The sequence below is a fragment of the Solimonas sp. K1W22B-7 genome (genome assembly GCF_003428335.1).
In the GTDB taxonomy this organism is placed as follows: Bacteria; Pseudomonadota; Gammaproteobacteria; order Nevskiales; family Nevskiaceae; genus Solimonas_A.
The window spans coordinates 4,539,727-4,553,457 of the sequence record NZ_CP031704.1; the positions used below are offsets into that span (position 1 = coordinate 4,539,727).

General features: G+C 70.4%; 8 protein-coding genes. 4 read left to right on the top strand and 4 right to left on the bottom strand.

Annotated features, from left to right (window positions below; genetic code table 11):
- Positions 1–3: 3 nt before the first annotated feature.
- Together D0B54_RS20525 and D0B54_RS20530 are read right to left on the bottom strand one after the other, a co-directional pair.
- The gene (locus tag D0B54_RS20525) at positions 4–531 is read right to left on the bottom strand and encodes an NUDIX hydrolase (RefSeq protein WP_117293667.1); all 528 of its coding nucleotides are present in this window, start codon (positions 529–531) and stop codon (positions 4–6) included.
- Positions 528–1,349 carry a 23S rRNA (adenine(2030)-N(6))-methyltransferase RlmJ gene (locus D0B54_RS20530; RefSeq protein ID WP_117293669.1) on the bottom strand — a complete coding sequence of 274 codons (822 nt, stop codon included), beginning with the start codon at positions 1,347–1,349 and terminating at the stop codon, positions 528–530. The genes D0B54_RS20525 and D0B54_RS20530 overlap by 4 nt, the downstream gene beginning before the upstream one ends.
- Positions 1,350–1,432: 83 nt before the next feature.
- Here D0B54_RS20530 and D0B54_RS20535 point away from each other — a divergent pair, with 83 nt between their 5' ends.
- Positions 1,433–5,506 carry an AAA family ATPase gene (locus D0B54_RS20535; protein WP_117293671.1) on the top strand — a complete coding sequence of 1,358 codons (4,074 nt, stop codon included), beginning with the start codon at positions 1,433–1,435 and terminating at the stop codon, positions 5,504–5,506.
- Positions 5,507–5,611: 105 nt separating this feature from the next.
- Here the strand turns inward: D0B54_RS20535 and D0B54_RS20540 are convergent, their stop codons facing one another.
- On the bottom strand, positions 5,612–7,405 hold the full coding sequence (locus D0B54_RS20540; RefSeq protein ID WP_117293672.1) for a cholesterol oxidase substrate-binding domain-containing protein: 1,794 nt from the start codon (positions 7,403–7,405) through the stop codon (positions 5,612–5,614).
- A 476-nt stretch (positions 7,406–7,881) separates the two neighbouring features.
- Positions 7,882–9,039 carry a DcaP family trimeric outer membrane transporter gene (locus tag D0B54_RS20545; protein WP_240433475.1) on the bottom strand — a complete coding sequence of 386 codons (1,158 nt, stop codon included), beginning with the start codon at positions 9,037–9,039 and terminating at the stop codon, positions 7,882–7,884.
- Between the two features lie 251 nt (positions 9,040–9,290).
- On the opposite strand from D0B54_RS20545, the gene D0B54_RS20550 reads away from it, so the two are divergent.
- The 3 genes from D0B54_RS20550 to D0B54_RS20560 are packed head-to-tail and all read left to right on the top strand — an operon-like array spanning position 9,291 to position 13,715.
- Positions 9,291–9,479 carry a hypothetical protein gene (locus tag D0B54_RS20550; RefSeq protein WP_117293674.1) on the top strand — a complete coding sequence of 63 codons (189 nt, stop codon included), beginning with the start codon at positions 9,291–9,293 and terminating at the stop codon, positions 9,477–9,479.
- Positions 9,476–12,373 (top strand): sensor histidine kinase, encoded by a 2,898-nt coding sequence (locus D0B54_RS20555; RefSeq protein WP_117293676.1) that lies wholly within the window; start codon positions 9,476–9,478, stop codon positions 12,371–12,373. Before D0B54_RS20550 ends, D0B54_RS20555 begins: the two co-directional genes overlap by 4 nt.
- Before the next feature lie 7 nt (positions 12,374–12,380).
- Positions 12,381–13,715, top strand: coding sequence for a sigma-54-dependent transcriptional regulator (locus D0B54_RS20560; protein WP_117293678.1), 1,335 nt, complete (start codon positions 12,381–12,383; stop codon positions 13,713–13,715).
- Positions 13,716–13,731: the final 16 nt, after the last annotated feature.

Below are 13,731 nucleotides of genomic sequence, written 5' to 3' on the forward strand. Positions count from 1 at the left end.
CTCCTATCCCCGGAGCTGGAAATACAGTGCCGCGTAGATGCGCGGCTCGATCTGCAGGCCCTCGGCGCGCTTGCGCTCCAGCCAGTCGTGTACCTGCGCCAGCGGCACGCGATGCACGGTGATGTCCTCGCCTTCCACGCCGCCGCCGTCATGCACGCGCTCGAGCCCGGTGATCTGCACCAGGTGCAGCTGCTCCGAGGTCATGCCCGCCGCGACGGGGCCGCTGGCGAGGATGCGCGCGGCGCGGCCGCGGTAGCCGGTCTCCTCTTCCAGCTCGCGCAGTGCCGAGGCCTCGATCGCCTCGTCCTTGAAGCCTTCGTCGTCGCCGATCATGCCGGCCGGCAGCTCGATGGTCCGCGCATGCAGCGGCAGGCGGTACTGCTCCACCAGCAGCAGTTCATCCTCGGGCGTTACCGCGAGGATGAAGCCGGCGCCGCTGGAGTTGGTGCGCTCGGTGTATTCCCAGTGCCTGTCCCGCACCAGCCGCAGGAAGCGGCCCTCGTACAGCGTCTCGATTTTCATCTCACTCATGCGGTAGCTTCCCAAGGTTCGATCACAGCCTCGGCGCGCGATCCCTGTGCCAGCTCGCGCGACAGCCATTGCAGCGCGGGGGTCATCTCCGCCGCCCAGCCGTAAGGCGGATTCAGCACGCAGAGCCCACAGGCGCGCATCTGGCCCTCCGCCTCCGCGCCATTGTGCAACTGCAGGTCCACGCCGGAGCGCGGGTGCTCACGCATCAGGCGGCGGCGGAAGCGGTCGGCCTCGTGTCGGTTCTTCACCGGGTACCAGGCAGCATAGACACCGCCGGCGAAGCGCGCCGTGGCCTTCTTCAGGTACGTCGAGATCGCATCGAATTCGTCGGGCCGCTCGAAGGCCGGGTCGATCAGCACCAGGCCGCGCTTCTCCGGCGGCGGCAGCAGGGCATGGCTTTCGTAGCCGTCGCGCTGGTGCAGCTGCATCCGGCCGTCGGCGCCGGCCTGCAGGCGCAGCTGCTCGAACACCGCCGGCGCCTTCTCGCAGGCGACGACCCGGTCCTGCTCGCGGGCACAGGCCAGGGCCAGCAGCGGCGAGCCGGGGTAGCGGCCGCCGAAGCTGGCCGCCAGGTCCAGGTAGTCGCGCACCGGGGCCGGCATCGACGCTGCCGGCCTGAGCCGTGCGATGCCGTCGCGGAATTCCCCGGTGCGCTCGGCCGCCTCGTCGTCCAGTGCATAAAGCCCGGCGCCGGCATGGGTGTCCAGCATCCGCCAGGGCTTGTCCTTGCGGCTCAGGGCGCGCAGCAGGCCGCAGAGCAGGACGTGCTTGAAGACATCGGCGAAGTTGCCCGCGTGGTAACGATGTTGGTAATGCATGACGGGATTTTACGGACTTGTCGCACAAACGGGCGCCTTCGGGGGGTGGTATCGTCCTTCGCGCCATCTGCCTCCACGAGACCATGCAGACCAGCGCCGAACCGAGCCTCAGTGCAAGGGGACTGACCGCCGGCATCGAACCGGAGGTCTGCGCGCGCTATGTGCCGGCCATCGTCTCCGAGCACCTGCTGCTGCATGCGGGAGCCAGCCCCGCCCCCGGCCTGCAGCCGCTGCAGGGGGCGATCCTGTTCGCCGACATCTCCGGCTTCACCGCCCTGACCGAGCGCTATGCCCAGGCCGGCGCCGACACCGGCGCCGAAACGCTGACGGTGATCCTCAACACCTATTTCGGCCGCCTGCTCAGCGTCATCCAGGCCCATGGCGGCGACGTGGTGAAGTTCGCCGGCGACGCCCTGCTGGCGCTGTGGCGCAGCCAGGGCGAGGCCGACCTGGACGAGGCCACCGCCCGCGCCGCCGCCGGTGCGATGGCGGTGCAGGAGGCGATGCTCGGCTACAGCCCCGGCGACGGCGTGCAGCTGACCCTGCGTGCCGCGGTCGGCGCGGGGCCGATCGTGCTGGCGCATATCGGCGGCACGCGCGAGCGCTGGGAATTCCTGGTCGCCGGCTCGCCGCTGGCCCAGGTCGGCGCGATCTCCGGCGAAGCCGCTCCGGGCGAGGTGCTGCTGTCGCAGGAAGCCGCCCGGCTGCTGCCCTCGGCCGAGGGCGAGCGCCTGGCCTCCGGCGCCCTGCGCCTGCGCGCCCTGAACGCGCCGGTCCCGCGGGCCGCGAGCACGCCGCCATGGCCCGCCGGCTTCGCCGAGACCCTGCGCCGCTACATCCCCTACGCCATCCTGCATCGCCTGGCCGCCGGCCAGACGCAATGGCTGGGCGAGCTGCGCCGCCTGACCGTGCTGTTCGTCAATCTTCCCGAACTGCGCCACGACCTGCCGCTGGCGCGCATGCAGCAGGTGATGCTGGCGCTGCAGCAGGCGCTGTACCGCTACGAGGGCAGCATCAACAAGCTCAGCGTCGACGACAAGGGCGCTACCCTGGTGGCCGCGCTGGGCCTGCCGCCGCTGGCGCACGAGGACGACCCGGCGCGCGGCGTGCAGGCGGCGCTGGCGATGCACGGCGCACTGGAGGCGCTGGGCATGCGCTGCTCCATCGGCGTCACCACCGGCCGGGTCTACTGCGGATCGGTGGGCGGCGAGCAGCGCCGCGAGTACACCATCATGGGCGACGTGGTGAACCTCAGCGCGCGCCTGATGCAGAAGGCCGACGGCGGTGTGCTGTGCTGCGCCGCCACGCAGGCCGCATCGGGCGAACTGCTGGCCTACGACGAGGGCACGGCCCTGCAGCTCAAGGGCAAGAGCCAGCCGGTGATGGCGTTCCGCCCGCGCCTGCACGAGCGCCGCAGCGGCCCGCGCGCGGCGGAGGACCGCGGCATCATCGGCCGGCGCCGCGAGCGCGGGATCCTGCGCGCGCAGCTGGCACGACTGGTCGGTGGCGGCAGCGGTGGCGTCGTGCTGGTGGAAGGCGAGGCTGGCATCGGCAAGTCCAAGCTGCTGGCGGACTTCCGCGCCCAGCTCGACGCACAGCCGGTGGAGTCGCTGTTCGGTGCCGGCGACGCGGTGGAGCGTTCCCTGCCCTACTTCGCCTGGCAGCAGATCTGCGCCGACTGCCTGGGCCTGTCCGAACGCGACGATCCCGCGCAGCGCCGCGAGCGCGTGCAGCGCCTGCTGGAACCGCAGCCGGCGCTGCTGCGGCTGGCGCCGTTGCTCAACAGCCTGCTGCCGCTGGAATTTCCGGAGACGGCGCTGACGCGCGACATGAGCGGCGAGGTGCGCGCCGCCAACACCCAGCACCTGGTCGCCGGCCTGCTGCAGCTGCGCGCCGCGCAGCAGCCGCTGGTGCTGGTGATCGAAGACGTGCACTGGCTGGACTCCGCCTCCTGGGCGCTGTGCCTGCGCGTGGCGCAGCAGGTGCGCCCGCTGCTGATGGTGCTGGCGACGCGCCCGCCCGGTGAACAGGCGCCGGGCGAGTACCGGCAGCTGCTGCAGATGCCCGCCACCACCTTGCTGCGCCTGGAAGTGATGTCGCCGGAGGAAAGCGTCGAGCTGGTCGAACGTCGTCTCGGCATCGCGCAGCTTCCGGAGGCCGCCGCCGCACTGATCCGCGAGCGCGCCGAGGGCCATCCCTTCTTCAGCGAGGAACTGGGCTACGCGCTGCGCGATGCCGGCTGGATCGTGATCGAGGACGGGGTCTGCAGCCTTTCGGCTGCGGCGCAGCAGGGCGGCGAGGTCGATCTGCCGGACACGGTGGAGGGGCTCATCATGAGCCGCATCGACCGCCTGACGCCGCAGCAGCAGCTGACGCTGAAAGTGGCCAGCGTCATCGGCCGCGCCTTCGCTGCCGCCGTGCTCAAGGCGGTCTACCCGCTGGCGCAGGACCAGGGACAGATCTTCGACCACCTGGAGACACTGGAGTCGCTGGACCTGACGCGCCAGGACGAGCCCGATCCCGAGCCGGCGTACTTCTTCAAGCACGTCATCACCCAGGAAGTCGCCTACGACCTGATGCTCAACTCCCAGCGCCAGCAGCTGCACGCGGTGCTGGCCGAGTGGTACGAGCGCAACTACCAGCAGGACCTGTCGCGCCACCACCCGCTGCTGGCGCATCACTGGCGCCGCGCCGGCAACGCCGCCAAGGCCCTGCAGCACCTGGAGCTGGCCTCCGAGCAGGCGCTGCGCAACCACGCCAACGAGGAGGTCGTGCGTTTCCTGCACGAGGCCAAGGACCTGGATGCCGCAGCCGCCGAAGCGTCCACGCCGCTGCGGCGCGCGCGCTGGGAACGCCTGCTGGGCGAGGCCGAGCGCGCGCTGGGGCATGCGCCGGAGGCGCGCGCGCACCTCGAAGCCGCGATCGCCCTGCTCGGCTGGCCGATGCCGGCCGGCAGCGGCGGCGTCGCCTGGCGGATCGTCAGGGAAACGCTGCGCCAGTTCTGGCACCGCCTGCGCCCGGGCGACGGCCACGAAGCGCCGGCGGCGCAGCGCGAGTTGCTGCTGGAAGCGGCGGTCGCGCATGAGCGCCTGGTGATGATCTATTACTTCGACGCCGACGTCGGCCGCCTGTGCTGCGCCACGCTCGGTGCCGTCAACCTGGCCGAGAACGCCGGCGGCCAGCACCCGGTGCTGCCGATGAGCTACGGCAGCATGGCGACGATGGCCGCCGCGGTGCCCTGGGGTTCGCAGGGCCGTCACTACAGCCGCCGTGCCCTGGAGGGTGCCAGCGCCCTGGCGCAAACCCCGGTCACCACCTGGTGCCTGGTCACGGTGGGCACCTTCAATGCGGGCAACGGCAACTGGGCCGAAGCCGAGGCCCATCATCGGCAGGGCATGGAACTGTCCGAGCGTCTCGGCGACCGCCGTCGCTGGGAGGAGCATGCCGGCAGCCTCGGCGCCATCACCGACATCCGCGGCCACCTGGCCGAGGCCATCGACCTGGGTCATCGCCTCGAGGAATCCGCCGGCCGCCGCGGCGACGCCCAGACCCACGGCTGGGGCCTGGCCTGCCGCGTGCGCGCGGCACATTCCGCGCTGCGCCCCGCGGACATCGCCGCACCGCTGGCGGAAGCCCAGGCCCTGCTGGCCGCGCACCCGCAGCACATCGACCTGATGACGCGCATGGACATCGCCGCCGCCGCCGCGCAGCTGCATCTGCACCGCGGCGAGCGCGAGGCCGCCGCGCAACAGGTCGCCGAGGGCCTGCGCCTGGTCGGACTGGTCGGCCGGCCCAACCAGTACCACATCCTCTCCGCCTACACCGAACTGGCCGAAGCCGCCGTGGAACTGCGCCGGGCGCCGGCCCTGGTCAGCGCGCGCGACGCGGCAAGGCTGGTGGGCGTGCTCAGGACCTTCGCCGCGATTTACCCGATCGGCGAACCGCGCTACCGGCGCCTGCGCGCGCAGCAGGCGGAACTGGCCGGCCGCAAGGCCCGCGCGATCGCCGCCTGGCACCGCTGCCTGGATGCCGCCGTGCGCTGGAAGATGCCGCTGGACGAGGCGCGCGCCTGCCTGGCGCTGGCGCGGCTGTCGCAGGACGCCGCCCTTGCCGCCCGCGGGCGCGAACTGCTGCTGGCCCTGGAGATCGCGCCGTAGCCGCGAACGCGCTCCGCGCATGCAGGAATGTCGGTCGCCATCGAGAAGTTCCCTCCCCGGAACGGGGAGGGAACAAGGATCGCATGCGCTGCCGCGCCGATCAGCCTAGGGCAGCAAGGCATCCAGCAAGGGCGCCGAGAACAGGCGGAAGGGATCGAGCTGGTTGAGCGCGATCCTGGCCGTGTCGTAGTTGTTGCCGACGGGCTGGCCGCTGCGCAGGCTGTTGGGCACCGTGGTCCCGATCACGGTCGCATCTGCCCAGGCCGCGCTGTTGCTGTAGCCCCAGCCCTTGGACCACTCCACCCGCACTGCCGCGTAGCTGGCATAGTTCGAGTACATCCACTGCTCGACCTCGCGGTAGAACGCGTTGGCGTGCTGTGTCCCCGGAATGGTCAGGATGTCGAACCACACCGCCGTGTCCCATTCCGGGTGATCCGGCCGCGGACGCAGCGCCGACAGCTGCGGCGAGGTCGCGCCGCTGATGCCGATGACGTCGCCGGGCCGGTCCAGGCCGGTGACACGGATTTCCACCGGCCCGTTCATCGGGTACTTGCCTGCGGCCTGGTACGCGGCGAGCTTGGCCGAGTACATCACGTAGAACTCGTTGATCGCGCGCTGGACGTTGGCACGACTCAGCAGCACCGCGTAGCCGTTGGCGGTGACCCGCAGCGTGGTCGGCTTGATGTACAGCATCAGGTTCTTCGACCATCCCCACAGGTCCCAGGTCCCGGTCAGCACCAGTCCCGCGGCGACCACGTTGTACTGGTTCAGGCCGAAATCGGGGGTCGAGGCCGGATCGTTCAACACCGCCTGCGCCTGGGCGTCGATGATCGCCTGGTCGATGCCGTCGCTGAACGGATAGTTGTAGGGCGCCGTCACTTCCTTCGAGGTCCAGGGCTTGCTGGGCTGCACGTTCCACACCTTGATCCAGGGCTTGGGCGTGAACGGGAACCAGATCGCCTCGAAGCGGCCGGCACTGTTGAGATAGCTGTTCACGGTGTTGCCGGAGGAGCCCGCCGGCGCGAACAGCTCGGCGGCGGTCTTGTCGAACCAGCTGCGGCAGCGCAGGCGCTGGTTGGCACCGACTTGCAGCTGCACCTCGGTGATGAAAGCGCGGCCGACGTGGGTCAGCAATGCCGCGCAGTCCGGATCGCTGCGCTGGAACGTGCGCAGCGCGTACTGGCTGCTGGAGGCATCCCAGACCACGGCCGTCAGCGAGCGGATCAGATTGCTGAGCGAGCCCCAGGTATTGCCGGAGACCAGGCTCTCGCCACTCTTCGGAACCCCCGTGCCGTGGCCATCGATGGCCAGCGCGCCGCCGAGCGTGAGATCGCCGGGCGCGGGACAGGCGTTGACGCCGAGGGTGTAGCTTTCCAGCGTGGCCAGCAGGGCTTCCATCAGGATGCCGGTCTGCGCCGTGACCGTGCGGGGCGTGGTGGCGGTGTTGACCGACACCGCCTTGAGGTTCTGCCGGGTATTGACCAGGATCACGTTGGGACAGCTCGCCCCCTGGGCCACCGTGAGCGGCGACCAGTTGTGCATCGAGCCCAGCGCGCGGACCCTGTAGCCCTGGACGCGGGCCCAGTTGCAGATCGTCACGACATCGGCCGGCGTCGCCGGCGCACAGGTCCACATCGGATCCACGGCGATGTCGCGGGCCCAGTTGATGTAGGCCTGCTGGTACAGCGTGATTCCGGCCGGGAAGGCCGGTGGAACGCTGCAGGTTGCGGCTTCGGCCGAACCGATGCGAAAGGCCGGGAGCCATCCGGTCAATGCGCCTGCGGCAGCGAGCTTGACGGCACCGCCGACGAACCGGCGCCGCGACAGGCCGCCGACTTCCGTGTTGTCTCCGGAGACCGCAGCAGTTTCTCCTTGAGCGCCTTTTCCATATTCCTTCATGGACATTCTCCAGTCAGTTGATAGGTTGCTTACGCGTGATAAGTCCCACTTTCCAACTCGCCAGGCTGCCTGTGCCATCGATCGGGAACCCGACCTCCGGGCACGGCAATCTCGTTCTGTCCGATGAACCGCTACCGCTCGGATCGACTTGTTATTTCAGTTTTCCCCAAAGCCCCGTTTTTGACGACGACCGAGCCTATGCGCGCGTCAGGGCCAGCACTTAGTCCGATCGCACTAATGCGATCCGGTTGGGTGAGGCGGGAACAGATGGATGTCCGGTGGACATCCATCCCGCCAAACGCCCGGCCATGGATTGGCCGGGCTGGGGGTGCTCTGGTCGCTGCGGTCCCGCCATGGATGGCCTTCCTGCTCGACGCAAATCGGAGAAGGGCCAAGAAAAAGCCGCGATCACCTTGCGGCGACCGCGGCGGAGAATGCCGGCGCCAGGGAGGGCGCCGGCGCTGGGGGACGGTTCCCTAGAACGCGTACTTGGCGGCGAACTGCAGGCGGTCGAGGCTGCCGTCGGCACCGCTTTCGACCTCGCGCTCGGCATGGCGGTACTCCGCGCCGAGCGTGATCTTCGGCACCGGCGAGTACAGCAGGTTGATGCTGGCGCTGTTGACCTCCTTGGTGACGGTGTCGCCGGTCAGCGCGACGTCATGGTCGGCACGCAGCATCGACACGGTAGCGGTGCTGCGCCAGCGGTCGCTCCAGACGTGGCGATAGGCGACGTAGGCGGCGTAGGCCGAGAACGCCTCGAGATCGCCGTCGGCCGCCACCGCGGCGTCGTTGACGGTGTTGATGGCGAGGTAGCGGCCGATGCCGTCGCCGCCGCTGACGGTGAAGCGGATGTCGTCGCGCCCCACCGGAATCTTGCCGGCGAAGCTCAGGCCATACCCCATGTCGGTGCCGGCGCCGTCCTGCTTGAGCTGGCGCGCGAGGCCCGCCAGCGAGAACTGGCCCGCGCCCAGGGCGAAGCGGTAGCGCAGGGCGGCGTCCGGCGCGGTGTTCTCGTCGGTGGTCACCTGCGCACCGGCGGCGCTGGTCAGCGTGGTCTCGGGATTTTCCAGCGACACGTCGAAGCCGCCGAGCGTGTAGCGGACCAGCGGCTGGCGCACGAAGGGCGTGCCGTCGGTGGGGAAGGCAACGAAGTCCAGCGTCTCCGGCAGCGCCACCAGGTTCTGGAAGGTCGACCAGTCCTGGCCGATCAGCCAGTTGTCGATCGTCAGGTAGGCGCGGCGCAGGCCGATGTTGTAGGCATTGGTGACGCGCTCGTTGCCGGCACCGGGATTGACGATGAAGTCCATCTCCACGTAGCTGCCCAGCTTGTAGCCCTCGACCTCGGTGGCGGTCTTCAGGAACAGGCGCGTCTCCTTCGCATGCATGTCGAAGTACGCAGTGCTGTCACCGCTGCCGGCCGACACCGGGATCGCGCCGGGCACGTAGAAATCGCGCGCCGAGCCCTGCGCGACCTTGCCGTCGCTGTAGCGCGAGTAGAGCGCGTCGACCTTGATGTACCCGCCCCAGCTCAGCGTCGTGTCGCCCAGCTTCACGTCGCCGGCCTGGGCCATGGGGGAATGCGCCATGGGGATCGTTGCCGCGGCGGCCAGCGCCGCGATTGCCGTCTTGTTCATCTCCTCGCTCCTCGTTTGCACCGGGATGGCTTTTCTTCGGCAGGCATGCCGCCTGCGTTGAAATGACAGGGGCAACCGCCATGCCATGCGCCCCGCGACAGCAAAACTCCAGCGGGGACAAACGCTTGGAGCGATAGCGGCGGGATTCGGGGAAGCGCCGATGTGTCACTGAAGGTGACAACGGCGTTACCGTCGGTAACAAACTGCGCGATACTGCGGACCAGAAAAGTCGCGCGCCTGGAGGAGAGAACATGCGCAGACCCGAGGGTGACGACGGTAACGGCGACCACACCGTGGTGCTGTTCCTGCTGGCGGCCGGCGCCCTGCTGTCGCCGGCGCTGCAGCTGTGGGTGGCGCCCGGCATGCCCTGGTGGACGCTGTACGCGGTCTGGGGCGCGATCATCGCCGCCGCGGCGTTGCTGCAGCGCCGCGCGCCATGACACCGGAACTCTGGCAGCTGTTCCTCGCCGCGCTGGTCTACCTCGGCGCGCTGTTCCTGGTGGCCTACGCCGCCGAGAACGGCTGGATTCCCGCCGGCATCGCGCGCCACCCGCTGACCTACACCCTGTCGCTGGGCGTCTACGCCACCACCTGGAGCTTCTACGGCAGCGTCGGCTTCGCGCAGGCCCAGGGCTACCTGTTCCTGACGATCTACGTCGGCGTGACCCTGGCCTTCCTGCTGGCACCCGTGCTGCTGCAACCGCTGCTGCGGCTGGTGCGCGACTACCAGCTGACCTCGCTGGCCGACCTGTTCGCCTTCCGCTATCCCGGCCGCTGGACCGGCACGCTGGTCACGGTGTTCATGCTGGTCGGCATCCTTCCCTACATCTCGCTGCAGATCCAGGCGGTGGTGACCTCGGCGCAGGTGCTGACGCAGGAGGTGCCGCCCGGCGTGTTGGCCCTGGTGTTCTGCGTCACCGTGACCTTGTTCGCGGTGCTGTTCGGCGCGCGCCAGGTGACGCCGCGCGAGAAACACGAGGGCCTGGTGGTGGCCATCGCCTTCGAGTCGCTGATCAAGCTGGTCGCGCTGCTGGCGGCAGCGGCCTTCGCGGTGTTCGGCGTGTTCGACGGCCCGGCCGGGCTGAGCCAGTGGCTGGCCGAACATCCCGAGGCGGTGGAACAGTTGCAGGCCCCGCTGCGCGACGGCGCCTGGAGCACGCTGCTGCTGCTGGCCTTCTCCGCGGCCTTCCTGCTGCCGCGCCAGTTCCACATGATCTTCACCGAGAACATCGAGCCCTCGGCGCTGCGCACGGCGAGCTGGGCCTTTCCGCTGTTCCTGCTGCTGCTGAACCTGGCGATCCCGGTGGTGCTGTGGTCGGGCCAGAAGCTGGCGCTGGACGGCACCGCCGACTACTACGCGCTGCGCCTGGCCCTGCAGGAACCCAGCGGCTGGCTCACCTACCTGACCTTCATCGGCGGCATCTCCGCGGCCAGCGCCATGATCATCGTCGAAAGCCTCGCGCTGGCGGCGATGTGCCTCAACCACCTGGTGCTGCCGCTATGGCTGCGCAGCGGCAGCGATTTCTACGGCCGGCTGCTGTGGTGGCGGCGCCTGCTGATCGGCCTGGTGATCTTCACCGGCTACGGCGCCTACCTGGCGGTGCGCGACACCCGCGGCCTGGTGCAGCTGGGCCTGATCTCCTTCGTCGCGGTCACGCAGTTCCTGCCGGCGGTGGTGGCGATGCTGGCCTGGCCGCGCGCCACGCGCAGCGGTTTCATCGCCGGTGTCAGCGGCGGCATGACGGTGTGGTTCCTGCTGCTGATGCTGCCGCTGATCAGCGGCCGGCCCTCGCCGCTGGCGCAGTGGCCGCTGCACGAACTCGGCACCTGGCCCTTCGTCACCTTCTGGTCCCTGTCGATCAACCTGCTGCTGTTCGTCGGCGGCTCGCTGCTGACGCGGCCGACGCCCAAGGAACGCGCCGCCGACCGTGCCTGCCGGCTCGACGCGGTGCTGCTGCTCAGCGAGCAGCCGCGCACCGCCAGTGTGCCGGCCCTGCGCGAGCGGCTCGAGCAGGCGCTGGGCCGCGATACCGCGGAGGCCGAGATCGCGCGCGCGCTGGGCGACCTGCGGCTCGACATCGACGAGCGCCGGCCGCGCCAGCTGCACTTCCTGCAGGAGCGCCTGCAACGCAATCTCTCGGGCCTGGTCGGCCCACAGCTGGCGCGCGGCCTGATCGGCGGCGGCCAGCCCGCCGCGGGCACCAGCCCGCTGGTGGAGGAGGAACTGGAACATTCGCAGGACCGCCTGCGCGGACTGGCGGCGGAGCTGAACCAGCTGCGCCGCTTCCACCGGCAGATCCTGCAGGACCTTCCCGTGGGCGTCTGCTCGCTGGGCCTGAACCTGGAAGTGACGATCTGGAACGAGCGCATGGCCGGGCTGTCCGGGCTGCGCGCCGACGGCGTGCTCGGCAGCCGCGTGGACCAGCTGCCGGCGCCGTGGAACAGCCTGTTCGGCGACTTCCTCGACAGTGCGCAGCAGCACCGCTACAAGCTGCAGGTGACCCTCGACGGACGGCGCCGCTGGCTCAACCTGCACAAGGAGGACATCGGCTCCGGCGACGACGCGGCCGCGGCCGGCCTGGTGCTGCTGGTGGAGGATCTCACCGAGCAGCAGCAGCTGGAGGCGGAGCTGGCGCACAGCGCGCGCCTGGCCTCGATCGGCACGCTGGCCTCCGGCGTCGCCCATGAGATCGGCAACCCGCTGACCGGCATCACCTGCGTGGCGCAGAACCTGCGCGAAGAGGACGACCCCGGCGAGCGCCTGTACGGCATCGAGGAAATCCTCAAGCAGTCGCGGCGCATCAGCGACATCGTGCAATCACTGCTGACGTTCGCAAGGCCGGCATCGCAGGAATCGCGGCCGCTGCTGCGCCTGGACCTGTCGGCGCTGGTGCTGGAGGCGACCCGCCTGGTGCGCCTGGCGCCGACCGCGCGCGACATCGTCTTCGACAGCCGGCTGGCGCCGGAGCTGTGGATCGAGGGCGACCCGGCGCGGCTGACGCAGGTGCTGCTGAACCTGCTGGGCAACGCCGCCGACGCCTCGCCTCCCGGCGGGCGCGTCGAGATCCGCGCGGCGCGCGGTGCCGGCTCGGTGACGCTGGAAGTGCAGGACTGGGGCAGCGGCATTCCCGAGGCGCTGCGCGAACGCGTGTTCGAGCCTTTCTTCACCACCAAGGATCCGGGCCGCGGCACCGGCCTGGGCCTGCCGCTGGCCTACCGCATCGTCAGCGACCACGGCGGCAGCATCGGTGTCGACAGCCGCGACGGCGTCGGCACCACCTTCACCGTGCGGCTGCCCGCCGCGCCCGATTCCCTGAACACGGTACTGACCTGAGAGCGCCATGAGCCGCCTGCTGATCATCGAGGATGAAGAAGTCATCCGCCGCCAGCTCGCACGGCTGCTGGCCAAGCACGGCTACGACACCGCCGAGGCCGGCAGCGTCGCGGAGGCGGAGGCGCTGGGCCTGCAGGACTTCGACCTGGTCATCGCCGACGTGCGCCTGCCCGGCGTGCTCGGCACCGAGGTGATCGAACGCGCACGCCCGGTGCCGGTGCTGATCATGACCAGCTTCGCCAGCATCCGCTCGGCGGTGGAGTGCATGCAGAAGGGCGCGGCCGACTACATCGCCAAGCCCTTCGACCACGACGAGATGCTGCTGACCATCGCGCGCCTGCTGCAGGGCGGCCTGCAGGCGCGGCAGAACGCGGCGCTGAAGAAGGATGTGGCGCGCGACTTCCCGGTGTCCGGCATGGTCGGCGACTGCGCCGCGATGCGCGCCGTGGCCGACCGCATCCAGCGCGTCGCCGCCACCGACATCACCGTGCTGATCCGCGGCGAGTCCGGCACCGGCAAGGAACTGGCGGCACGCGCGATCCACGAGCGCGGCGCCCGCGCGGCCGGGCCGTTCATCGCGGTCAACTGCGCCGCCATCCCCGACAGCCTGATCGAGGCCGAGCTGTTCGGCCACGAGAAGGGCGCCTTCACCGGCGCCACCCAGCGCAAGCAGGGCCTGGTGGAGGCCGCGCACGGCGGCACGCTGTTCCTCGACGAGGTCGGCGAGCTGGCGCCGGCGGTGCAGGCGCGGCTGCTGCGGGTGCTGCAGGAGGGCGAGGTGCGCATGGTCGGCTCCACCGCCTCGCGGCGCGTCGACGTGCGCCTGCTGGCGGCCACGCACCGCGACCTGGAGGAAATGGTGCGCGAGCGCAGCTTCCGCGAGGACCTGTACTACCGCCTCAAGGTGATGGAGCTGACGCTGCCGCCGCTGCGCGAGCGCGGCGACGACGTCGAGCGCCTCGCCCGCCACCTGCTGGAGCGGGCCGCGCAGAAGCTCAACCGCGGCGGCATCCGCCTGTCGCAGCGCGCGCTGGCGGCGATCCGCGCGCACCGCTGGCCGGGCAACGTGCGTGAACTGGGCAACGCCGTGGAGCGCGCCGTGATCCTCTGCGACGGGCCCGCGATCGAGCCGGAGCACCTGGCGATCCCGGTCGGCGCGGCGGCGGCGCCCGCCGCTGCGGGCCCGGCCCCCACCAGCCTGGAAGACTACTTCCGCCAGTTCGTGCTGCAGAACCAGGAGCGCATGAACGAGTCGGACCTGGCCAAGGCCCTGGGCATCAGCCGCAAGACGCTGTGGGAGCGCCGCAGCCGCATGAACCTGCCGCGGCGCCGCGAGCCTTGAGCCTCCGGTCCGGCTG

Excerpts from the sequence above, each read along its gene's own strand:
- D0B54_RS20525 (WP_117293667.1), bottom strand. The coding sequence starts at position 531 with ATGAGTGAGATGAAAATCGAGACGCTGTACGAGGGCCGCTTCCTGCGG.
- D0B54_RS20530 (WP_117293669.1), bottom strand. The coding sequence starts at position 1,349 with ATGCATTACCAACATCGTTACCACGCGGGCAACTTCGCCGATGTCTTC.
- D0B54_RS20555 (WP_117293676.1), top strand. The coding sequence starts at position 9,476 with ATGACACCGGAACTCTGGCAGCTGTTCCTCGCCGCGCTGGTCTACCTC.
- D0B54_RS20560 (WP_117293678.1), top strand. The coding sequence starts at position 12,381 with ATGAGCCGCCTGCTGATCATCGAGGATGAAGAAGTCATCCGCCGCCAG.
- D0B54_RS20535 (WP_117293671.1), top strand. The coding sequence starts at position 1,433 with ATGCAGACCAGCGCCGAACCGAGCCTCAGTGCAAGGGGACTGACCGCC.
- D0B54_RS20540 (WP_117293672.1), bottom strand. The coding sequence starts at position 7,405 with ATGAAGGAATATGGAAAAGGCGCTCAAGGAGAAACTGCTGCGGTCTCC.
- D0B54_RS20545 (WP_240433475.1), bottom strand. The coding sequence starts at position 9,039 with ATGAACAAGACGGCAATCGCGGCGCTGGCCGCCGCGGCAACGATCCCC.
- D0B54_RS20550 (WP_117293674.1), top strand. The coding sequence starts at position 9,291 with ATGCGCAGACCCGAGGGTGACGACGGTAACGGCGACCACACCGTGGTG.